The organism is Kitasatospora sp. NPDC001309, from assembly GCF_042896295.1.
In the GTDB taxonomy this organism is placed as follows: Bacteria; Actinomycetota; Actinomycetes; order Streptomycetales; family Streptomycetaceae; genus Kitasatospora.
Window position 1 is genome coordinate 58,306 of record NZ_JBIAXC010000019.1, and the last position, 20,685, is coordinate 78,990.

At 73.4% G+C, this 20,685-nt stretch carries 18 protein-coding genes; 7 read left to right on the forward strand and 11 right to left on the reverse strand.

Annotated features, from left to right (window positions below; translation table 11 throughout):
• Window positions 1-267 precede the first annotated feature (267 nt).
• A complete protein-coding gene (locus ACFY2K_RS20415; protein ID WP_387712960.1) occupies window positions 268-1,914 on the reverse strand; it encodes an Eco57I restriction-modification methylase domain-containing protein in 1,647 nt (548 codons plus the stop codon).
• An 86-nt stretch (window positions 1,915-2,000) separates the two neighbouring features.
• On the opposite strand from ACFY2K_RS20415, the gene ACFY2K_RS20420 reads away from it, so the two are divergent.
• From ACFY2K_RS20420 to ACFY2K_RS20430, 3 genes are all read left to right on the forward strand, one after another.
• The gene (locus tag ACFY2K_RS20420; RefSeq protein WP_387712963.1) at window positions 2,001-3,281 is read left to right on the forward strand and encodes a phospholipase D-like domain-containing protein; all 1,281 of its coding nucleotides are present in this window, start codon (window positions 2,001-2,003) and stop codon (window positions 3,279-3,281) included.
• A 216-nt stretch (window positions 3,282-3,497) separates the two neighbouring features.
• Window positions 3,498-4,634, forward strand: coding sequence for a metallophosphoesterase (locus ACFY2K_RS20425; protein WP_380591394.1), 1,137 nt, complete (start codon window positions 3,498-3,500; stop codon window positions 4,632-4,634).
• 181 nt (window positions 4,635-4,815) lie between these two features.
• The gene (locus ACFY2K_RS20430) at window positions 4,816-5,721 is read left to right on the forward strand and encodes a DUF4236 domain-containing protein (RefSeq protein WP_387712966.1); all 906 of its coding nucleotides are present in this window, start codon (window positions 4,816-4,818) and stop codon (window positions 5,719-5,721) included.
• Window positions 5,722-5,818: 97 nt separating this feature from the next.
• Here the strand turns inward: ACFY2K_RS20430 and ACFY2K_RS20435 are convergent, their stop codons facing one another.
• On the reverse strand, window positions 5,819-6,559 hold the full coding sequence (locus ACFY2K_RS20435) for a TetR/AcrR family transcriptional regulator (RefSeq protein WP_387712968.1): 741 nt from the start codon (window positions 6,557-6,559) through the stop codon (window positions 5,819-5,821).
• A gap of 173 nt (window positions 6,560-6,732) precedes the next feature.
• On the opposite strand from ACFY2K_RS20435, the gene ACFY2K_RS20440 reads away from it, so the two are divergent.
• Complete coding sequence (locus ACFY2K_RS20440; RefSeq protein ID WP_387712970.1) at window positions 6,733-7,818, forward strand: alpha/beta fold hydrolase; 1,086 nt, start codon at window positions 6,733-6,735, stop codon at window positions 7,816-7,818.
• Between the two features lie 96 nt (window positions 7,819-7,914).
• On the opposite strand, the gene ACFY2K_RS20445 is transcribed toward ACFY2K_RS20440, so the two are convergent.
• Both ACFY2K_RS20445 and ACFY2K_RS20450 read right to left on the reverse strand, forming a co-directional pair.
• Entirely contained in the window at window positions 7,915-8,856 is a 942-nt protein-coding gene (locus ACFY2K_RS20445) for a molybdopterin-dependent oxidoreductase (RefSeq protein WP_375882531.1), read from the reverse strand.
• A gap of 83 nt (window positions 8,857-8,939) precedes the next feature.
• The gene (locus tag ACFY2K_RS20450; protein WP_387712974.1) at window positions 8,940-9,488 is read right to left on the reverse strand and encodes a GrpB family protein; all 549 of its coding nucleotides are present in this window, start codon (window positions 9,486-9,488) and stop codon (window positions 8,940-8,942) included.
• A 74-nt stretch (window positions 9,489-9,562) separates the two neighbouring features.
• On the opposite strand from ACFY2K_RS20450, the gene ACFY2K_RS20455 reads away from it, so the two are divergent.
• Window positions 9,563-9,970, forward strand: a complete 408-nt coding sequence (locus ACFY2K_RS20455; protein ID WP_375882535.1) for a VOC family protein — start codon at window positions 9,563-9,565, stop codon at window positions 9,968-9,970.
• A gap of 97 nt (window positions 9,971-10,067) precedes the next feature.
• Here ACFY2K_RS20455 and ACFY2K_RS20460 read toward each other — a convergent pair whose 3' ends face one another.
• Together ACFY2K_RS20460 and ACFY2K_RS20465 are read right to left on the reverse strand one after the other, a co-directional pair.
• A complete protein-coding gene (locus tag ACFY2K_RS20460) occupies window positions 10,068-10,775 on the reverse strand; it encodes a helix-turn-helix domain-containing protein (RefSeq protein WP_380523432.1) in 708 nt (235 codons plus the stop codon).
• A gap of 119 nt (window positions 10,776-10,894) precedes the next feature.
• Window positions 10,895-12,421 carry an MFS transporter gene (locus ACFY2K_RS20465; RefSeq protein WP_380523430.1) on the reverse strand — a complete coding sequence of 509 codons (1,527 nt, stop codon included), beginning with the start codon at window positions 12,419-12,421 and terminating at the stop codon, window positions 10,895-10,897.
• Between the two features lie 276 nt (window positions 12,422-12,697).
• Between ACFY2K_RS20465 and ACFY2K_RS20470 the strand changes: the two genes are divergently transcribed.
• Entirely contained in the window at window positions 12,698-13,474 is a 777-nt protein-coding gene (locus tag ACFY2K_RS20470; RefSeq protein ID WP_387712979.1) for a TetR/AcrR family transcriptional regulator, read from the forward strand.
• Window positions 13,475-13,505: 31 nt separating this feature from the next.
• On the opposite strand, the gene ACFY2K_RS20475 is transcribed toward ACFY2K_RS20470, so the two are convergent.
• Both ACFY2K_RS20475 and ACFY2K_RS20480 read right to left on the reverse strand, forming a co-directional pair.
• Window positions 13,506-14,333, reverse strand: coding sequence for an isocitrate lyase/phosphoenolpyruvate mutase family protein (locus tag ACFY2K_RS20475; protein WP_387712982.1), 828 nt, complete (start codon window positions 14,331-14,333; stop codon window positions 13,506-13,508).
• On the reverse strand, window positions 14,330-15,667 hold the full coding sequence (locus ACFY2K_RS20480; protein ID WP_387712985.1) for a hypothetical protein: 1,338 nt from the start codon (window positions 15,665-15,667) through the stop codon (window positions 14,330-14,332). The genes ACFY2K_RS20475 and ACFY2K_RS20480 overlap by 4 nt, the downstream gene beginning before the upstream one ends.
• A 64-nt stretch (window positions 15,668-15,731) precedes the next feature.
• Between ACFY2K_RS20480 and ACFY2K_RS20485 the strand changes: the two genes are divergently transcribed.
• Window positions 15,732-16,511: an ArsR/SmtB family transcription factor gene (locus ACFY2K_RS20485; protein WP_380523427.1), complete on the forward strand. Its 780-nt coding sequence runs from the start codon at window positions 15,732-15,734 to the stop codon at window positions 16,509-16,511.
• Window positions 16,512-16,570: 59 nt separating this feature from the next.
• Here ACFY2K_RS20485 and ACFY2K_RS20490 read toward each other — a convergent pair whose 3' ends face one another.
• The 3 genes from ACFY2K_RS20490 to ACFY2K_RS20500 all read right to left on the reverse strand — a co-directional run bounded on the left by ACFY2K_RS20490 (window position 16,571) and on the right by ACFY2K_RS20500 (window position 20,629).
• Complete coding sequence (locus tag ACFY2K_RS20490; RefSeq protein WP_375882553.1) at window positions 16,571-17,098, reverse strand: DinB family protein; 528 nt, start codon at window positions 17,096-17,098, stop codon at window positions 16,571-16,573.
• Window positions 17,098-17,895, reverse strand: coding sequence for a VOC family protein (locus ACFY2K_RS20495; protein WP_375882555.1), 798 nt, complete (start codon window positions 17,893-17,895; stop codon window positions 17,098-17,100). Before ACFY2K_RS20495 ends, ACFY2K_RS20490 begins: the two co-directional genes overlap by 1 nt.
• Before the next feature lie 226 nt (window positions 17,896-18,121).
• Window positions 18,122-20,629: a germacradienol/geosmin synthase gene (locus tag ACFY2K_RS20500; RefSeq protein WP_387712990.1), complete on the reverse strand. Its 2,508-nt coding sequence runs from the start codon at window positions 20,627-20,629 to the stop codon at window positions 18,122-18,124.
• Between the last annotated feature and the right edge of the window lie 56 nt (window positions 20,630-20,685).

The window sequence follows — 20,685 nt, forward strand, 5'->3', positions numbered from 1 at the left end:
AAGCGTGTTGGGGGCAATCCTCACGAGTTCGAATCTCGTATCCTCCGCCTTCGTCGTCTCCGGGGTGGTGTGGCCGCCGTCGGCCGAGGATGGAAGTCCGGGAGCGCGCGACGTCAGAGGCAGCCCGTGGCTGTGAGGACCGGGCAGTCCGCCACGGAGGCATATGCGCAGGCCAGAGCCCACCCAGGGGCCTCTGGGGCGGATGGACTCTGGGTTTGGCGGCCGAAGTACCCCTCATGGACGAGGGGTACTCGGTTTGCTGGGGGCTCAGCCGTAGAACTTCGATTGGGTGCGCTGCAGTCGGCGATCCATCAACGTGAGGCGTGCGTCGCTCAAGGCGCTCATCGTTTGCGCGTCGAGCGCCGGGATGAGTCGGATGAGGGCCTCGTCGGTGGCTTCGATCAGGGCCTCCGGGTCTTCGGAGGTCCGGGAGATCTCGTCGAGCTTCGCCAGCTCGGAAGCAGCGCCGGGGACGACGGGAACCTGCAACGCGCTGACCTCGCTGGGCACGAGTTCGAGAACGCCGCCGCCGAAACTCCGCCCCTCGACTTCCGCGGAGAGCATCGTGAGCGAGTTGTGGAACGCCGCGGTGAAGTCGTCCGCCGTGATCGGCGCCCCCGCGAGGATCTGCCCCTTGTAGATGGTGTCGGTCGTGACGACCTTCGCGTGGTTGGAGATCACGCGCGGGTAGCGGTTGGACCGCTTGGACAGCAGAAGGTCACCGGCAGGCACGACCGGGACCCGGTACCAGGGCGTGCGCACGCGACACTTGAAGCGTTGGTCGATCTCCTGGCGGACGCCCTCGTCGAGGTACTGCCGCGCCGACTCGTGAGCCTCCGGCGAGGACTTGGTCGCCGCGAAGCTCAGGAGCCAGGCAGGCTGGTCGGCGTCGGCCAGCGCCTGCTGCTCCTCAGTGGTGAAGACCAGCCCCTCGGCGTGACGCGACCGCGGCAGCAGCGGGATCGCCCACTCTTCGAGGGCGTACGCCTTGATCTGCTCGGAATCGACGCAGAAGTAGCCGTTCGCGCCCGTCACGGTCGAGACGCTGAACCGTGCGACGCTGCTGAGCGACCCCACCGTGGAGATCGACCGGACGGCGGCCAGGGCGTCGTTCTGTCCGGGCGACAACAGGTAGTTGGTCCAAGTGCCCGCACCCGGCGCGACCGTGTGCGACCAGGATCGGATACCGCCGTTGTGGTCGTGGAACTGAATGGTCGAAGGAGAGATGGCCCCCTTCGACGTGCGGCCGCTGAGAATCAGGACCTCCTGCAGGACCGAGGGGAACGAGCCCGGCTTGAAGAGGTCGATGGTGAGGTCGGTCGTGTTGGCCAGGAGCCAGTTACGGACAGCGTTCGCCGAGATGCCGGTCAGGAACTCGGTCGGGAGGATGACGGAGAAGACGCCGCCGTCCTGCAGCTTCGAGAGGGACAGGAGGAAGACGGGAATCCAGAGGTTCGACACGGAAGTCCCCGCCGTGCCCAGCCCGGAACTGATCTCCTTGGCGCGCTGCTTGTCCTCGTCCGAGATGAACTGGAACCGCACGTAGGGTGGGTTGGCCAGCACCCAGTCGAAGTCGGAGTCTCGCCCCTGCGACCACTGGAGCACGTTCTGGTTGACCACGCGCCCCTGCACGCCTGTCGCATCCAACGCACCGGCCGCCTTGGCGGCCTCCTCGGCGAAGATCTCGACGGCTTCGACCGTCCGGACGCGACGGGCGATGTCGCTGCGCCCGATCCCCCGGAGAAAAGCGCCGTCCCCAGCGGACGGCTCGAGCACTCGGAGTTCCGAGCGACCGTCAAGCAGTTCGGCGGACCGGCGGATGCAGAGCTCGACGAGGACATCGGGCGAGTAGAACCCCCCACGCAGCTTGTCGGCGCTCACTTCGTCCCGTGTCCGCATCAAATCCACTTCCACTTCAGTTACTGAAGCAGTGACTCTACCCCACGCTTCTACCCCACCGTCTCGGGGCGCGCGATACCCCCTGTGGGAACCTCGGAGGCATGAAATTTCGCTTCGCCGGGCAGCCCTTCGCCGACCAGCCGAACCTGGTCGACTTCATCGAGCACGCGAGGGACGGGGGGTTCGACGAGCTCAAGATCGCAGTGGCCTGGGCCAAGCGGTCCGGCCTCGGGCGGGTCTGGGACGCCCTCCACGAGTTCCGCGACCAGGGCGGCAAGGTGCTGCTGATCCTGGGAGTCAGCGAGGGCGGTGCCACCAGGGAGGGACTGGATCTCGCCCGCCAGGTCGCCGACGAGGGCTACGTCTTCCACGACCCGCGACGCACCTTCCACCCCAAGGTCTACTTCGCCTCCTCGCCCGGCCAACGCTCACTGCTCGTCGGTTCGAGCAACCTCACGGCCGGCGGGCTCGGCTGGAACTACGAGGCCTCGACGTGGACGGACTGGGACGCCGGTGAAGGCAAGGACGTCACGGACCAGGTGTCGGCGTGGTTCGATGGCCTGATCGCCGAGACGAAGTCGTGCAGTCCCCTGACGGCGGATCTCATCACGGCCCTGGAGAACAGCGGGGACATCGTCATCGGTTCCGAGTCCCGGGCACGGCGCGTGCAGAAGAAGAAGTCGGACACGCCGGAGGACAACGACAGCGCGACCGCGGCGACGATCAGCGGCCTGTTCAAGCCGGTGCTGGCCGGCCTGAGGAAGCTGCCGGGCCTGAGCTCCAAGATCGCCTCGCTCGCCACCGCCCCCGCCACCGCCACCGCACCCGCTCCCGGCACGACAGCCGCGAAGAAGCCGGCGCCCAAGGCGACGGGCGCATCCGGGACGTCCACGACGGCGAAGAAGCCGGCGCTTGCGGGACCCGCTCCCTTCCCGACCTCGGACGTTCAGCGCCGTTGGATCAAGCAGCTCGACAACACCGCGGCACAGCAGGTGAAGTCCGCGGCGAGCAATCCGACCGGCAACCTGCGCCTGAGCCAGGAGAACGCCTCCATAGACCACAAGCACTATTTCCGCGACGACTTCTTCGGCGGCCTGCCGTGGACGCCGACCGAGGGCAAGGACACGGAGCAGGAGGTCGTCGTCGGGTTCCACACCTGGATCGACGGCACGGACCACGACATCCAGGAGCTCAGGATCAGCCACGACCCCAAGAGGATCTCCGGGCAGGGAAACGTGCCCACCGTGCTCCACTGGGGCGTCCTGGCACCGCAGATGCGGGAGACCGACTACGTCGGGCTGCACATCAGCCTGGAACGCACGACCGGCGGCAAGTACAACCTGGTGATCTCGCAAGAGCCTCGCGGGAACTACCTGGTCTGATCAACCGCCGGGGCTCGTGGGGTGGCGGGTGGCGGGTGGCGGATGATGGGGAGGGCAGGGGGTCCAGACGTGAGGGGCGACGCAGTGGCTGACAGCGGATCCGGCGGGTCGGGAGCAGGGGTCGGGGCGGAGGGCGGGGCGGTCGCGGCTGCCGCACGGCCTGCGGGTGGGGCGGAGGCGGCGGGGCCGGGGCGGCGGCGGTCGGTGGTTCGGCGGGTGGCCGTTCTGGTGTTCGTCCTGCTGGTGCTGTGCCTGCCGCCCTGGTGGACGCTCCTCGGGTCCGGGGCCGGCTGGCCGCTGCCCGTGGTCGTGGCGGGCACGGCGGTGTTCGCCGTCTGGCTGGTGTCGTTCCCGTTCCTGATGGTCGCGGGCCACGGATCGCGGCGGAACGACCGGGCGGCGCGCCTCGGGGACACCAGCCTCGGGGTGATGTGGGTCCTGTTCACCTGGTCGGTGCTGGGCGGCCTGGTGAACCTCGTGCTGGGCGGGCTCGACGTCGGCGGCGCCGACCGGGCCAGGGCGGTGGCCGTGGCGGTGGCCGCGGTCTCGGCCGGGCTGCTGGCCTGGGGGCACCACGAGGCGATGCGGGTGCCCCGGGTGAAGCGGCTGGACGTCCACCTGCCGCGGCTCGGCGGCGGGCTGGACGGGACCAGGGTCGTGGTGCTGGCCGACACCCACTACGGGCCGATCGACCGGGCGGACTGGTCGGCGCGGGTGACCGAGGCGGTCAACGCGCTCGACCCGGACGTGGTCGTCCACGCCGGGGACATCGCCGACGGCACCCCCGCCCAGCGCCGCGAGCAGTCCGCGCCGCTCGGCACCGTCCGGGCCCGGCTGGCCAAGGTCTACGTCACGGGCAACCACGAGTACGGCGGGGAGGCCCAGGGCTGGCTGGACCGCATGGCGGACCTCGGCTGGGAACCCCTGCACAACCGCCACGTGCTGGTGGAGCGCGGCGGGGACACCCTGGTGCTGGCCGGCGTGGACGACGTCACCGCGGAGTCCTCCGGCCTGGCCGGGCACCGTACCGACCTGGCCGGCGCCCTCGCGGGGGCGGACCCGGACCTGCCCGTCCTGCTCGTCGCCCACCAGCCCAAGTACGTCCCGCAGGCCGCGGCCGCCGGCATCGACCTGCAGGTCTCCGGACACACCCACGGCGGCCAGATCTGGCCGTTCAACTTCCTCGTCCGGATCGACCAGCCCGTGGTGCACGGCCTGAGCCTGCACGGGCAGCGGACCAGGCTCTACACCAGCCGCGGCACCGGTTTCTGGGGCCCGCCCTTCCGGATCTTCGCCCCGAGCGAGATCACCGTCCTCACCCTCCGCACGGGCGACGCCCCCGCCGACCGGTAGCGCGCGTCGGACGACGGTAGACCGGTACGGGATCGCACGTGTGCGCAGGCCCGGAGTCGGTCGTCCCCGCCCGGGCCCGGGGCCGTCACATGACCATCACAAGTCGACAACGGTCCGTCACGACACGGATCCGCTCTGGAAGGCTGGCGCCCTCGACGAACCATCGAAGGGCGCCATCCGCATGGGTTTCTCCTCCCGCAAGAGCTTCAAGGCGGGCCCGTTCCGCGTCACGGCCTCCAAGTCGGGCCTGAGCTACTCCGCCGGGACGAAGGGCGCCCGGGTGACCAGGCGGACCGACGGCCGGGTCCAGACCACGCTCTCCGTCCCCGGGACCGGTTTCCGCCACACCGCCACCAGCAGCAGCACCCCGCAGCCGACCGGGGAGGCGCCCGCCCCGACGGGCCGGCAACGGCGGCCCGGCTTCTGGTACTTCCTCGTCGTCCTGCTGTCGGCCGGGATGTTCAGCGCCGTCCCGTTCGCCCACGCGGCGGCCCGGCTGCAGCGCAAGGACCTGCTGGTCCGCGCCGGGTGCTACGCGGGCGCCGCGGTCGTCTTCGGGGTGCTCTCCTCACTGACGCCGAAGGACCCGAAGGGGAACGCGGTCGGCGCGGTCGGCAACGTGCTGAGCGGCATCACCGTGCTCTTCGCGATCGCCGTGATCGTGACCGCCTGCTACCAGTTGGTCCCGCTCCGCCGGGAGGTCTTCGGCCCGGCCGCCGGAGCGGACCGGCCGCCCCACCCCGCAGCGGCCGATCCCGTGGTCGCCGCCCGGCTCGCCGCCCGCGCCCGCCGCGACGAGGCGCGGGCCCTCGCCCAGAACGACCCGGTGCTGGCCCGCGACCTGCACATCGGACGCCCCGACCTGTCGCGCGAGTACGACGACGGCGGCCTCATCGACCTCAACCACGCACCGGCCGGTGCGATCGCCGCGGCCTGCTCGATCGAACCCGCCCTGGCCGAGAGCATCGTGGCGGCACGCCGGGAGCTCGGGTCGTTCAGCTCGCTCGACGAGGTGTTCGTCTTCGCCCGGATCGAGGACGGCACCGCCGCACTGATCCGCGAGTACGCGATCCTGCTGGCGAAGTAGCGTCCGACCGCGACCGCCCCCGGTCCGGATCGCTGCTGCGGCGGGCCGGGCCGGGGGCGGGGCGGGGTCAGACGGGGGTGGGGCCAGGCGGGCCGGGTCAGGCCGGCAGGGCGGGGGCGGTGGGGCGGTCGAGGAGGAGTTGGACGCCGTCGAGGATGCGGGCGAGGCCGAACTCCAGGGGGTCGACGGGGTCGGGGGCGAAGGCGCCGGCGGCGATGGCCCGGGTGAGGGTGGGGAAGCGGTCGGCGTGGCGCGCCAGGAGTTCGTTGGTGAGGCGGCTCCACTCCCGGCTGTGCTGCTCGTCGAAGTCGAGGTCCTGCTGGACGAGGGTGCGGACCAGGCCGGCGACCAGGACGAAGACCCGGTGCTGCTCGGCGGCGCTCAGGCCGGAGGGCTCCAGGGCGGCGAGGGCCGCGTCGAGCCAGCCGAGCTGGTGGGGGCCCATCAGCTGGCGGCGCATGGCGGTGGCGGCCAGCAGCCACGGGTGGGCGCGGTGGATCGCGGCGGAGCGGCGGGCCCACTCGGTGATGCGCTCCCGCCAGCCGTCGCCGGCGGCTGACAGGTCGGGGGCCCCGGCGAGCACGGACTCGACCATCAGCTCGACCAGTTCGGCCTTGCCGGGCACGTAGCGGTAGAGCGCCATGGCCGAGACGCCGAACTCGGCACCGACCTTGCTCATCGAGACCGCGTCCAGCCCCTCGGCGTCGGCGATCACCACGGCGGCGGCGGCGATGCGCTGGGGGGTCAGGCTGGGCTTGGGCCCGCGGGTGGGCTGCTCCTGCTCGCCCCACAGCAGTGCGACGCCCGCACGCAGATCGCGTGCCTTCTCCTTGGCCATCCCGGTCTCCTCCTCGAATCCAGTGCGATGTCCGTGCCATGTCGGTGCGGCGCCCGTGCGACGTCCGTGCCATGTCCGTGCGCGGCGCCCGTGCGGCGCCCGTTGACAGCACCCAGAACTGTATATACCTTAAACACATCTGCTGACGCGGTAAACAGTTTGGGGGATACACCATGCTTGCCACCATCGCCACCGTCACCACCGCCGCCCTCGCCACTCCCGTCGCCGGACTGCTGGGCTACCGGCAGCTCAAGCGCGCGGCGTTCGCGAAGGAGCTGCGGATCACCGCGCCGAACGGCATCGAGGAGTCCGGCTTCGTCCGGATCGGCGGCATCGACCAGTGGGTCTCCGTCCGCGGCGAGGACCGCCGCAACCCGGTGATCCTGGAGATCCTCGGCGGCCCCGGCGCCTCCAACCTGGTCTTCCTCCCCCGCACCCACAGCTGGGAGAAGCACTTCACGATCGTCCGCTGGGACATGCGCGGCGCCGGCTTCACCTTCGCCGCCGGCGGCCCGGAGGGGCAGGGCGAGCTCAGCTACCCGCAGCTGTACCGCGACGCCCTGGAGGTCACCGAGCACCTGCGCACCCGGCTCGGGGTCGACCGGCTGCTGCTGGTCGCCAACTCCTTCGGCACCGTCCTCGGCCTGCGGCTGGCCCGCAACCACCCGGAGCTGTACTCCGGTTACGTCGGCACCGACCAGAACATCATCGACGGCGGCCGGGAGCGCACCGCCTACGACGCCCTCGTCGCCCGGCTGCGCGCGGCGGGCCGGAAGAAGGAGAAGGAGCTGGCCACCGCCCTGGCCATGGGCGCCGACCGCACCCGGTGGACCACCAAGGACGTCGCCGAGTACAACAAGCTGGTCCTCACCAGCGACCCGCTCTCCTACGACACCATGAAGACCGTGGTGATGCGCTCGCTCTGGTTCTCACCGCTGCACACCCTGCGCGGGCTGCGGTCCTACCTGAAGGCCATGGAGTTCTCCGAGCAGCTCCAGCTGGAGGCCGCGACCTTCGACGAGCGGGCCGAGGGCACCGACTTCCGCATCCCGTTCTTCGTCTTCCAGGGCGCCGACGACGTCCTCACCCCGCCTGCGCCGGCCCGCCGCTTCTTCGACGACGTGACCGCGCCGGTCAAGGACTTCGCGCTGATCGACGACGCCAGCCACTTCGCGAGCTTCCGCCACCCCGACCGGTTCCTCCAGCTGATGCTGACCAAGGTCCGCCCGGCGATCACCGCCGGCCCCGTCAGCCGCTGAATCCGGCCGACGGGTGTCACAGCGGAGCGACCGACGGGTGTCACGGCAGAGCCGCGGACGGGTGTCACAGCGGAGCCGCGGAGAGGCGGGCAGGCGTCACACCGCCACGACGGCTATCTCGTGGACGGCGTTCCGGTCACCGGTGAGCGGCTGCACCCGCCCCGCGGAGTCGGTGGCCCGGCAGCGGATCCGGTGCGCCCCCGGGGCGAGGTCGTGCCGGAGCCGGAACCGCTGCCAACTCGGGTCCGGGCCGCGCCCGTCCAGCTCGGCGGGCTGCCAGTCGGCGTCGTCCACCGCGACCTCGACGGCCGTCACCTCGGTGGAACTCCAGGCGTAGCCCGCCAGTTCACGGACCCCGGCGGGGACGGTGGAGCCGTCCTTGAGGCTGAGCAGCTTGCTGCAGACGTCCTTCTCGCGGACCGGCCGGACCTCGCTCTCCCCCGGCAGGACCCGGGTGTACAGGCGGGTGGTGAAGAGGTGCTCGGCACGTTCGGCGGCCAGCACGATCCTGGTCAGCCACTTGACCGAGTTGGTGCCGAACATCCGCGGCGCCACCGCACGCACCGGGTGCCCGTGGTCGGGGGCCAGCGGTTCGCCGTTCATCCGGTGCGCGAGGACCACCTCGGTGCGGGCCTGCTCCAGCGGGAGGTCCTTGAGGAAGCTCACGTCGCTCTCCCCCGCGAAGTCGCCCCGGTCGGCGCCCTCCAGCCAGACGTGCCGGGCCTGCGGGAGCGGGCCGGCCAGCGCCAGCACCTCGGCGAGCGGGACGCCCTCCCAGTCCAGGTTGGTCACGGCCCTGGTCGGCACGGTCGGGTGCAGCGGATTGCCGAAGCACTCGTGGACGGCGGTGAACCTGGTCTGCGGCAGCCCCCGGAGGGCCCGGAAGTCCAGCCGCAGGGGCCGTTCCACCAGGCCTTCGACGGTGAGCGACCAGCTGTCGGCGTCGAGCTCCGGTCGCCGGCCGAGGTGGTTGCGGATGAAGACCTCCTCGACCGGGGTGCGGTAGGCGTCGGGCGTCTCCGGATCGGTCCTGAACATGCGTCATTCCCCCGTACTGGTGTCACTGTTCCCAAGATCGACAGTGTGATCGACAGTACAAGGAGCGGCCGACGGCGGGCTGATCAGGCCCCCGTCTCCCGTGCCTCGGCCAGGAGTTCCGCCACCGTCGCCGCCTTGTGCGCCGAGTACGCGAGCAGCCGCCCGGTGGCCGCGGCCGCCTCCCGCTTGGCCCGGGCGTAGCAGGCGGCCGCCTCCGGGTGGGCCCGCAGGTGGTCGCGGAGCAGCAGGTTGTCGGTCCACAGCCCGCCGCCCAGCGCCACCACGTGGACGTTGGCCGGCTGCTCCGCCCGCCGCCGCAGGTAGCGCCGACCGGGTACGCCGGACTCGCCGAGGTCCTCGAAGCCGAGGGCGCGGACGTGCGCGACCACCATGTCGACGTCCCCGGGCGCGCAGCCGACCTGTACGTCGAGCACCGGCTTGGCGGCCAGGCCGGGCACCGAGGTCGAGCCGATGTGCTCGACCCCGACCGCCCCCGGAAGCCCGACCGCCCCCGGAAGCCCGCGCAGCCCGGCCGCGAGCCGCTCAGCCAGGGCCCGGCCGAGACCGGCCCAGGCCGGGTCGTACGGGACGACGTGGATCGGTTCGTCCAGGTCGGATGTGCTGTTCGACATGACCGGAGGGTAGCGGGCGGGGACGTCCGATTCCTTCAAGACCCCGCTCCCGTGGGCCGCCTACCGTCGGAGCCATGGACAGCACATCCGCACCACGGTTCGCCTTCATCGGCCTGGCCGTCTCCGACATGGCCGCCTCCGTCGCCTTCTACCGGCGGCTGGGACTGGTCTTCCCCGAGGGCTCCGAGCAGGAGCCGCACGTCGAGGCCGAGCTGCCCGGTGGGCTGCTCCTGGTCCTGGACGCCGAATCGACCATCCGCTCCTTCCACCCGGACTGGCAGCCGCCGACCGGCGGCGCCCGGGCCGCCCTGGCCTTCCGCTGCCAGAGCCCGGCGCACGTGGACGCGGTGTACCAGGAGCTGACCGAGGCCGGGTACCAGGGCGAACTCAAGCCCTGGGACGCCTTCTGGGGCCAGCGCTACGCCTCGCTGCGCGACCCGGACGGCAACGGGGTCGACCTGCTCGCGCCGCTCCAGGGCTGACGGCAGGGCCCGCTCCGAGGCCCGTCCGGGGTCCGTCCGAGGTCCGTCCCAGGCCCGCTCCGACGCCCGCTCCGACGCGCCCGTCCGGGGATCCGGGCTACGGCCCGCCCGGCAGCAGGTCCGTCACCCGGACGCCCGCCAACTCCCGTACGTCGCGCGACAGGTGAGCCTGGTCGGCGTAGCCCGTCCGGGCCGCCGTGTCGGCGAGCGGGACGCCGGCGCGGGCCAACCGCAGGGCGCGCTGCAGCCGCAGGATCCGGGCCAGTGTCTTGGGACCGTAGCCGAAAGCGGCCAGTGAGCGGCGGTGCAGTTGCCGGGCGCCGAGCCCGACCGCCTCGGCGGTCGCCGCGACGCTGCGCCCGGCCGCGAGCGCGCCGGCCACCGCCCGTACCAGCGGGTCCTCGGGCCGGGCCGCGGCGGCCAGGTGCAGCGCCAGCTCCTCCAGGGCGGCGGCCGGGTCGGGGGCGGCGGCGATCCGCCCGGTCAGTCGGCGCACCTCGGCGCCGGGCAGCAGGTCCGCCAACCCGACGCGGCGGTCGCGTAGTTCGGAGGCCGGTACGCCGAGCAGCAGGGGCCCGGTGCCGGGCCGGAAGCGGACGCCGGCCCACGGGCCGGGCAGCTCGGGGCCGGGCCGGAACGCCCGGGTGTCCGGTCCGGCGGCCAGCAGCCGGCCCTCGGTCCAGAGCAGGTCCATGCAGCCGTCCGGCAGCACCAGGCCACCGCCGTCGGCGCCCACGCTCGGGCCCTTCGTCCACAGCACCGCCCCGGGCAGCCTGGACGCGCGTTCCGCGTAGTCGGTGGGCATGTTCGAAGGCTACGCGCGCCGCACGGGCACCGCGTTCCGGAGCGCCCGAAGGCCCCGACCGGCGAACCGGTCGAGGCCTTCGGGCTGCCTTCGGGGCACCTGAGCCCAAGGGCGTACGGTCAGGCCGCCACCTCGGCGACCGCCACCTCGGCCTCGGTGCCCTCCCCGGCCGCCGGCCCCGCCCCGCCCGCCGGCCCGCCCCGCATCAGCACCAGGGTGAGCGCCGCCGCGACCAGGGCCGCGATCCCGCCGACCGTGAAGGTGGTGGAGGTGGCGGTGTTGAAGGCCTCCCGGGCGACCCGGGCCAGGGCGCCGTCGCCGCTGCCGGCGGAGAGGGCGAGGGCGTCGGTGATGCCGTGCCGGGCCGCGGCGGGGGCGTCGGCGGGCATGGCGCCGGTGTAGGTGCTGGAGAGCACGGTGCCGAGGACGGCCACGCCCAGGGCGGCTCCGGACTGCTGGATGGTGTCGTTGAGCGCGGAGCCGACGCCGGCGTGCTCACCGGGGATGGCCCCCATCAGCGCGTTGGCGGCGGCCGGCATGCCGAGGCCGGAGCCGACGCCGAGGACCAGCATGGCGAGGGCGACCTTGGGGAAGCCGTCGCCGACCGAGAGGGTGGCCAGCAGGCCGAAGCCGCCCGCGATGACCACCATGCCGATCGAGGTCACCACCCGCGCGGGGACCTTCTTGCCGATCGCGGCGCCGATCACGTTGAAGGCGAGCGAGGCGACGGCCAGCGGGATGAAGGCCAGGCCGGTGTCGGTGGGCGAGAACTCCAGCACGAACTGCAGGTACTGGGTGAGCACCAGCATCAGGCCGCCGGTGGCGAAGGTGAGCAGGACGAGGGAGAAGCTGGCGCCGGTGAAGACCCGGTTGCGGAACAGCTTGAGCGGGACCATCGGCGAATCGGTGCGGACCTGGCGGATGCCGAAGCCGACCAGTGCGGCGATCGCGACGGCCAGCGGGCCGAGGGTGTTGACGTGGGCGAAGCCGTCCTTCGGGAGGACGATGATCGACCAGACCAGCGCGGTCATGCCGACCATCGAGAGCACCATGCCGGGCAGGTCGGTCCTGCGCCAGGGGCCCTTGGACTCGGGCATCAGGACGATCGCCGCGACGACGGCCACCGCCGCCACCGGCACGTTGAGCAGGAACACCGCGCCCCACCAGAAGTGGGCGATCAGCACGCCGCCCAGCACCGGGCCGCCGACCAGGCCGACCATGGCCACCGCGGTCCAGGCGGCGATCGCCTTGGGCCGCTCCGCGTCGTCGAAGACGGTGATCAGGATGGAGAGCGTGCTCGGCATCACGAGGGCCCCGCCGACGCCCATCAGCACCCGGCCGGCGATCAGTTCACCGGGGCTGGAGGCGACGGAGGCGACCAGGGAGGCGGCGCCGAACAGCACCAGTCCGATGATCATCACTTTTCGTCGCCCGAACCGGTCGGACAGGCTGCCCGAGGTCAGCAGCAGGCCGGCGAAGACCAGGATGTACGAATCGATGATCCACTGGATGTCCTGCGCCCCGGCCCCGAGGTCCTCCGCGATCGGCGGGATGGACACCGTGAGCACCATGTTGTCGATCACCAGCACCAGGCTGCTGAGGCAGAGCACGACCAGGATGAGCCAGCGACGCGGGTGACGATCCACCGCGTTCCCCCTTCGGTTCGGCGCGTCGGCCGCAGCCCTGCGCACGTCCTCGCGTCGGCGGCAGCCGCGCGGAAGTCCCCGTGGCGCACACCGTCCGCCGTCCCCGACCGAACGGTGTGCGCTACGCCGAACACTGTACGGAGGCCGAACACTGTGCGCAAGGCCGTACGGTGTGCGCCCGCCGCACAGTGTTCGCAGGACCGTACGGTGTTCGGCGCCGGGGCCTATGCTGGACGGACCGCACCCGACCAGGGGGCACGTGGAATGGAGGGCCTGATGACGGCCAAGTCGGAGGACACCGCGCCGGAGCACCGGACCGAAGCGCAGCCCGGCCTCGCCTCGCCGTGGAACCGCCCGCAGAAGCGGCGCACCCAGCCGGCCCTCAGCCGCGAGCAGATCGTCGCCGAGGCCTTCGCCCTGCTGGACTCCGACGGCATCGAGGCGCTGAGCATGCGCAAGCTCGGCGCCCGGCTCAACGCCGGCGCGACCTCCCTCTACACCCACGTCGCCAACAAGGAGGAACTGCTCGCCCTGGTCGTCGACCAGGTCTTCGGCGAACTCCCGCTGCCCCGGGCCACCGGCACCGAGGACCCGGCGGTCTGGCGCGCCGCCATCGTCGAGTGCACCGAGGGCCTGCGCGCGGCCGTGGTCCGCCACCCGTGGATGGTCTCGATGATCGGCGACGTCGGGATGGTCTACCTCGGCCCCAACTGGATGCGGCTCTCCGAGGCGCTGCTGGGCCTGATGGAGACGGCCGGCTTCGAACTCGGCGAGGCCAACGACGTGATGGGCGTCGTCATGGGCTACACCATCGGCACCGCCACCGTGGAGGCCGCCTGGCTGAGCGCGCTGACCAGGAGCGGACAGGGCGAGCAGGAGTTCATGGACCGGCTGCTGCCCGCCGTCGTCGAGGCCACCCGCTCGCACCCGCGACTGCACCGGCTGTACACCACCCAGGTACCGGACGAGATCGACGCGGGCCGGGACAGCAGCTTCCTGCGCGGCCTCAACATTCTCCTGGACGGCGTCGAGGCGCGGCGGTCCAGGGCCTGATCCCGGACCGCCGCACCCCGTCGGCAGGTCGTCAACTCCCGCTCAGCGCCTGGACCTCGGCGTAGCCGGGCAGCGGACCGACCGGCCCGCCCGAGGCCACCGCGGCGGCCGTCGCCACCGCCGCCGCCAGCGCCGCGCGGTACAGCAGCCCGCCCGTGCTGACCCGGGCCACCCCGAGCCCGGCCAGCTCGGCGAGGCTCGGACCGGTCGGCGTCCAGAGGACGTTGAGCGGGACGGACAGCCCTCCGACCAGCTCGGCGATCGCCACCGGCTCGCTCAGCCCGGGCACGAACACGCCGTCCGCGCCCGCCCGTCGGTACGCGTCCAACCGTCGTACGGTCTCCGGCTCCGGCTCGTCGTGCCCGCACCAGTAGGTGTCGGTGCGGGCGTTCACGAACAGCTCCGGCACGGCGGCCTTCACCGCGGCGACCTTGGCCGCGTGGAGCTCGACCGCCGCCAGGGTGCCGTCCGGCCGGCCGTCCTCCAGGTTGATGCCGACCACCCCGAAGCCAGCCAACTCCACGGCCAGCGCGGCCACTTCGACCGGGTCGTCACTGAATCCGGATTCCACGTCGACACTCAGCAGGTAGTCGTCGCGGCCCAGCCGGCGGGCCAGCCGGACGGTCTCCGCGCGGGTGGCGGCCGCGCCGTCGGGCAGTCCGGCGGCGGCCGCCACTCCCAGGCTGGTGGTGCCGATCGCGGGGTGGCCGGCGGCGGCCAGGGCGGCGGCGGAGGCGTGGTCCCAGGCGTTCGGGAGCAGCAGCGGGCGGCCGGGGCGGTGGTGCAGGGCCGCGAAGGCGGTCGGCGGGGCGGGGGTGGTCATCGGGGCAGGGGTGGTCATCGGGTCGGGGGTGGTCATCGGGTCTGCTCCTCGGTCGTGGTGGCGGGTGCGGCCGGAGCGGCTCCGACCGGGACGACGGGGCCGACGGGGCCGACCGGGCCGACGGGGCCCAGCGAGTCCGCGTAGTAGGCGGCGGCCTCGGCGAGGTGACGGACGATCTGCCGGATGCTCCAGCCCGTCCCCGGCGAGTCGTCGAGCTGCCGATCCGGCAGCGCGGCGACCCGGTGGGCCCAGATCGCGCCGAGCCGGGTGAGCCGGCTGCGGGCCTCGTCCAGGTCGGCGGCGGTGAACGGCGCCAGGTCGGCCGGGGTGGTGACCAGGGAGGCGTGCCAGTGGTCGGGCGCGGTCGGTTCGCCGACCAGCCGGGCCTCCACCTCGGCCAGGTGGTCGAGCAGGTGGTCGGCGACCCGGCGCACCACCTTGTGCGGGATGTACGTCCGGCCGTCGGCGTTGACCACCGGTCGGCCGTCCCAGGCCGTCCAGGTGTCCGCCAGGGCGAGCACGTGCCGGACCGCCGCCGGGATCAGCTCGGCCGGTTCGGCCGGGCCGGGCTGCTCCCCGGCCGGCGGGCCCGAGCCGTCCGCCGGGTCGGAGGCGCCGAACAGGATGCCCTCGGCGATCACCAGGGCGTGCGCGCGGCCCGGGCAGAGCCGGGGCTCGGCGCCGAAGGCCAGCGGTTCCCGCCCGGGCTCCCGGGCGGCGTCCAGGTCGAGCAGCACCCGCGCGCCGGCCGGCACGGCGACCCCGCCGACCACGGTCGCCCGGGCGGCGAACCGGCGCATCGCCCGGACCGGCGGGTCCTCCCGCAGCACCGCCGCCAGGTCCGGTACCCCGCCGCCGCGCCGGGCGTGCTCGACCAGGGCCGCGGTGGCCTCGCAGGCCTGCACCAGCAGGCCGATCCGGTTCGCCGCCGTCTCCGCGTCGGCGTCGCCCATCGCGGGCAGCAGCCGGGCCACCGCCGCGTCCGCCTCCGCCACCGAGCCGGATGGCGCCGAACCGTCCGGCGCCGGGTCGAAGTACGCCCGGGCGACCGCCTTCACGTCCCGCGCGACGGCCTCCGGCCCGGCCAGCCCCAGCGCCGTCGCCAGCACCCGCACCACCCGCAGCCGTACGTCCGGTTCGTAGCCGCCCGCGGCCAGGATCCGCAGCCGGCCCGGGTCCAGCCGGGCCAGGTCGGCGAGGACGAGCGCCCGGCGGCGGGCGTGCGGCTCGCCCGCGCTGAACCGGGCGACGGTGGACCGCAGCCAGGCCACCGTGCCGTACCGGCCGGGCGTCGCGGGCGGCGGGACCAGCGCCGGGTCGGCCAGGGCCGCGGTCACGTCCTCGTAGCGGGCGAAGATCACTTCGTTCATGCCGTCATCGTGGCCCCGAGTCGTTTCGGCCCCGGCCGAACCGTGCCGGGACGACCATGGAGGCATGCCCGACCACGAACGCACGCCGGTGGACCACCGCGGCTCCCCGCTCGCCGCCCTCGCCGCGCTGCTCGCCGACCCCACCCGCGCCGCCTTCTGCTCCACCCTGCTGGACGGCCGCGCCTGGACGGCGGGCGAGCTGGCCCGGGCGGCCGGGGTCGCGCCGTCCACGGCCAGCGAGCACCTGTCCCGGCTGATCGCGGGCGGCCTGCTGAGCGAGGAACGCCAGGGGCGGCACCGGTACGTCCGGTTGGCCTCGCCCGCCGTCGCGACCCTGATCGAGGACCTCACCGTCTTCGCCGAGACCGGCCCGGAGCCCGCCGGGGGTACGGCCGACGGGAGTCCCGGCGAGCCCGCCCGCCGGGCCGGACCGGCGCCCAGGACCCTGCGCGAGGCCACCCGGCAGAGCGCCGAGGCCCGCGCCCGCACCTGCTACGACCACCTGGCCGGGCGCCTCGGCGTGGCCGTCGCCGAGGCCCTGATCGACCGCGGCCTGGTCAGCGACCGCGCCGGGCTCGCCGTCACCGAGCGCGGCCACGCCTGGCTGGCCGCCCAGCGGATCGACCTGCCGGCCCGGGCCGGCCGCCCGGGCGGGCGCCCGGTGGTGCGCAGCTGCCTGGACTGGACGGAGCGCCGCAGCCACCTGGGCGGCGCGCTCGGCGCGGCGCTCTGCCGCACCGCGCTGGACCGCGCCTGGGTCGAGCGGATCGGCTCCGGCCGGGCCCTGCGGGTCACCCCGGACGGCGGCCGGGCGCTGCGCGAGCTGCTCGGCGTCGAGGTGTGAGCCGAGGTGTGAGCCGAGGTGTGAGCCGAGGTGTGAGCCGAGGTGTGGGGGTCACCCGCTCAGCCCATCGACTTCGCCCCGTCCAGCGCCTCCCGGATGATGTCCGCGTGCCCGGCGTGCTGCGCGGTCTCCGCGATCAGGTGCAGCAGCACCCGTCGGGCCGACCAGCTCGCCCCCGGCTCGAACCAGGGCGCCGACGGCAGCGGGTGGCCGTGGTCGAGGTCGGGCAGGCTCCGGACCAGCTCGTCCGTGCCGCGCGCCACCGCCTCGTACCCGGCGAGCAGCCCGGCCAGGGTCTCGCCCTCGGCCATCCGGAACTGCGCCGCCCACTCGTCGACGCCGCCGGCACCGGAGCCGCCGTGCCCACCGGAGCCGCCGTCCCCGCCGCGCATCGCCTCCGCTCCCCCGGTGATGAACCGCGCCCAGCGCGCCTCCACCGCCGCCACGTGCTTGATCAGGCCGCCCAGGCACAGCTCACTGGCGGTGGTGCGCCGCGCCGCCTCCTCGTCGGTGAGGTCCCGGACGGTGCGTCGCAGCAGGCCGCGGTGCTTGTCCAGGGTCTCGACGAGGTCCTCGCGCTCGCCCATCAGACGTCCACCGTCGGCGGTTGGTCCCCCACCGTGCGGCCCAGGTCGATCAGCCCGAAGGCCGCACCCTGCTGGTCGCCGACCGCCGCGAACCGCCCGAACGGGCTGTCCATCGGGCCGAAGTACACCTTGCCGCCGCGCGCCGTCAGCCGTCCGATCGCGGCGTCGGTGTCGTCCACGGCGAAGTAGACGCTCACGTACGAGGGCGCCTCGGGCGGCAGGAAGTCGCCCTCCGCGCCCATCCGGCCCAGCACCGGCCGGCCGCCGACCAGGAACATCCGGTAGTCGAACTGCTCGGAGTCCATCTTCCGCACGCCGTACGGGAAGACGGCCGGGAAGAAGGCGTCGGCCTTCCCGGGCTCGCGGGTGACGAGCTCGGCCCAGGCGTACGCGCCGGGCGCGTCCTGCTTCTCGAAGCCCTCGTGGGTGCCGCCCTGCCAGACCCCGAACACGACCCCGCCCGGGTCCTTGGCGATCACCATGGTGCCGAAGTCGCCGACCTGCATCGGCCCCATCACCACCTCGCCGCCGTTGGTGCGGATCCGCTCGGCGGTGGCGGCGGCGTCCGGCGAGGCGAGGTACAGGCACCAGGCGGACTGCGCCTGCTGGCCGGGCATCGGCGGCACGATCGCGGCCACCGCCTTGCCGTCCGAATAGGCCTGGGTGTAGTTGCCGTACTCCGACGAGCTCTCGCCGAAGGTCCAGCCGAGGACGTCCCCGTAGAAGGCCTTGGCGCCCTCCAGGTCGGTGAACATCGCGTCGGCCCAGCAGGGTGTGCCCTCAGGTAGCACTGCCATCTCTCAGCCCTCGTGTACGACGGTGCGGGCGCGCGCCGGAAGGCGCGCACGGCCCCCGACTCGCCAGCCTAGCCACGACGCGGCGCACCCGCGCGGGCTGGCCGCGCGGGTGCGCCTCCGTCCAGGTGCGCCTCCGTCCAGGAGGGCTCCGTCCGGGAGGGCTCCGTCCAGGAGGGCTCCGTCCGGGAGGGCTCCGTCCAGGAGGGCTCCGTCCGGGAGGGTCAGGTCAGTTCGCCGGGGCCGCCGCGCCGAACGGGGGGCGCAGCGAGGCAGTGCCCAGACCGGTCGGGCCGAGCGGCCCCGCGGCCGCACCCACGCCGGGCCGAGGCGCCGGCGCGGCTGCCGGGGTCGAGGCCGCCGGAGCGCCCGCCGGGTTCGCGCCCGCCGGGGCAGTCCCCGCCCGGTCCCGGACCGCGCCCGCGAGGTCCCGCTCCGCGCCGAAGTGCCGCTCCAGGTCCTCGGTCCGGTACCGGCGGCACTCCCGGTGCCAGTTCAGCACGCCGGCCAGCCAGTTCTCCAGCTCCCGCACGTACCCGTCGAGCAGCCCCCGGGCCTTCGCCGACAGCCCGAAGTCCTCGTACATCACCGGGAGTTCCTTCTGCGCGACGTGCTGGAACTGCTCCAGCCGCGAGTGCATCAGGTCGTCGACGATCCGGACCGCCGAGGGGTAGTCGCAGTCGAAGAAGTTCTGCACCACCAGCACGATGTTGTGCAGCTCGCCCTCGTACTCGATCTCCTTCTGGTACGAGAACAGGTCGTTGACCATGGCGCCGTAGTCCATCGCGGAGTTCTCCAGCGCCCGCATCGAGCCGTGCCGGTAGACCTCCTCCGGCACGGTCCGGCCGTGGCCGAGCCGGGCGAGCAGGGTGGTGAGCTCGGAGCCGAAGGTGGTGCGGCGCATCTCCAGGTAGTCCACCGGGTCCGGGATCCGGTTCTGGATCTGGTTGGCGAGCTCCCAGATCCAGCTCGCCGTCATCACCTCGACGGAATCCCGCAGCCGGCCCCGGGCCTCGACGGTCATCGGGGCGGCGGTGCGCTCCCAGATGTCGGCGAGGGAGCGCTCCAGCACGTTGGCGGGCTCGGGCGCGGGGGTGCCGTCCACCGGCATGAACAGCGGCAGCCGGGCGGTGGCGGCCTTCGCCCCGGCCAGGTCGCGGGTGCGGCCGTAGACCACCGGGTAGTAGTCGTCGGCCCAGGTGCCCCAGGCCAACCAGGCCGAGGCGACGTCGAGTTCGTCGACGGTGGCGTCCGGCTGGAGGCCGGCCGCGCACAGCGCGAGGTCGTAGTCGCGCATCGACGCGGCGTCCCAGATGCCCGAGCCGGGGACGCCGGGGACGGCCGCGTCCAGCAGCCCGACCCGCTCGGCCCACTCGATCACCCGCTCCCGCGCACCGTCCAGGTGCGGGCTCAGGGTGAGACCGAACGGCAGCTCGAACTCCGGAAGTCGGGACGGCCCGACGGCCCGGTACGGCCGGTGCGCGTGCGACCGCGCCCGCCGCACGGCCGGTGCCGCCGTCGGCCCGGTGCCGGACGGCAACCCACCGCCCGCCGGTGCGCCGCCGACCGCCCCCTTCCGCAGGATGTCCAGGGCCGAGGTCCCGATCCCGCCGATCGCGTACTGGTCCCACCAGTTGCCGGCCCCGGGAAGCCCCGGCAACCCCGGCAGCCCCGGCAGCCCGCCCCCGCTGCCCGGCGGCACCCCGCCGGCCGAACCCGCCCCACCGGCCGAAGTCGCCGCGGCACCACCGCCGTTCATGTACCGGCTCGACCGCATGTGCCACTCGTGCCCGCCGGACTGCCAGTCCTGCAGCCCCTTGACGTACGCCAGCACCCGGGCCCGGCCCGCCGGGTCCAGCCCGGCCTCCTCGAACAGCACCGGCAGTTCGGTGAACACGGTGTTCTCGAACTGCTGCAGCCGTGAGGTGAGCAGGTCGTTCACCGCCTCGGCGGCGTCCTGGGTCGAGCACTCCAGGAAGCGCTCCAACACCAGGATCCCGTTGCTCAGTTCACCCTCGTCCTCGACCTCGCGCTGGTAGGAGAAGATGTCGTTGCGCAGGTGCACGGCGTCGGAGAAGGCGTCCATCAGCACCCGCAGCGCCCGCGAGCCCGACACCTCCGCGGGCACCTCGGCCCCGGCGGCGTACTCCACCAGCTGCGCGGACCACGGCGCGCCGCCGACCTTGCGGCGCATCTCGATGTACTCGACGGGATTGGCGATCCGGCCCGCGTCGATGTTGGCGAGCTCCCACAGCGACTCGTTCAGCAGGTTGCGGGTGCTCTCCGCGAACCGGACCCGCCAGTCCTCGCCCATCACCGGCACGGTGCGCCGCCACAGGTCGGCCAGCCCGGCCTCGACCGGGTTCTCCGGCGCGGGCACCGGCGCGGCCGGATCGGCGGGCATGAACAGCGGCAGCCGGTCGAGGTGCGCCTTGCCGGCCCGGCGGTCGTTGGTGCGCTTGTACATGTCGAGGAAGTGGTCGTCGAAGAAGAACACCCACACGTACCAGTCGGTCACCAGCGACAGCGCCTCGGCGGAGGCGTCGGGGTGGGTGTACGCGCAGAGCAACCCGTAGTCGTGGGCGTCCAGGTCGGCCTGGTCCCAGATCCCCGACCCCTCCAGCATCCCCATCTCCCGGGCCCAGACCGAGGAATGGGCCCGTGCCTCCTCCAGATGGGGATTGAGGCGCGCCGGGTGCGGCACGTAGAAGGACGGCAGTTCGAACGGCTGGCTCACGGCGGCGGGCCTTTCTCGACACGTCGTTGGGGATCAAGAATGACCCCCCGTCACCT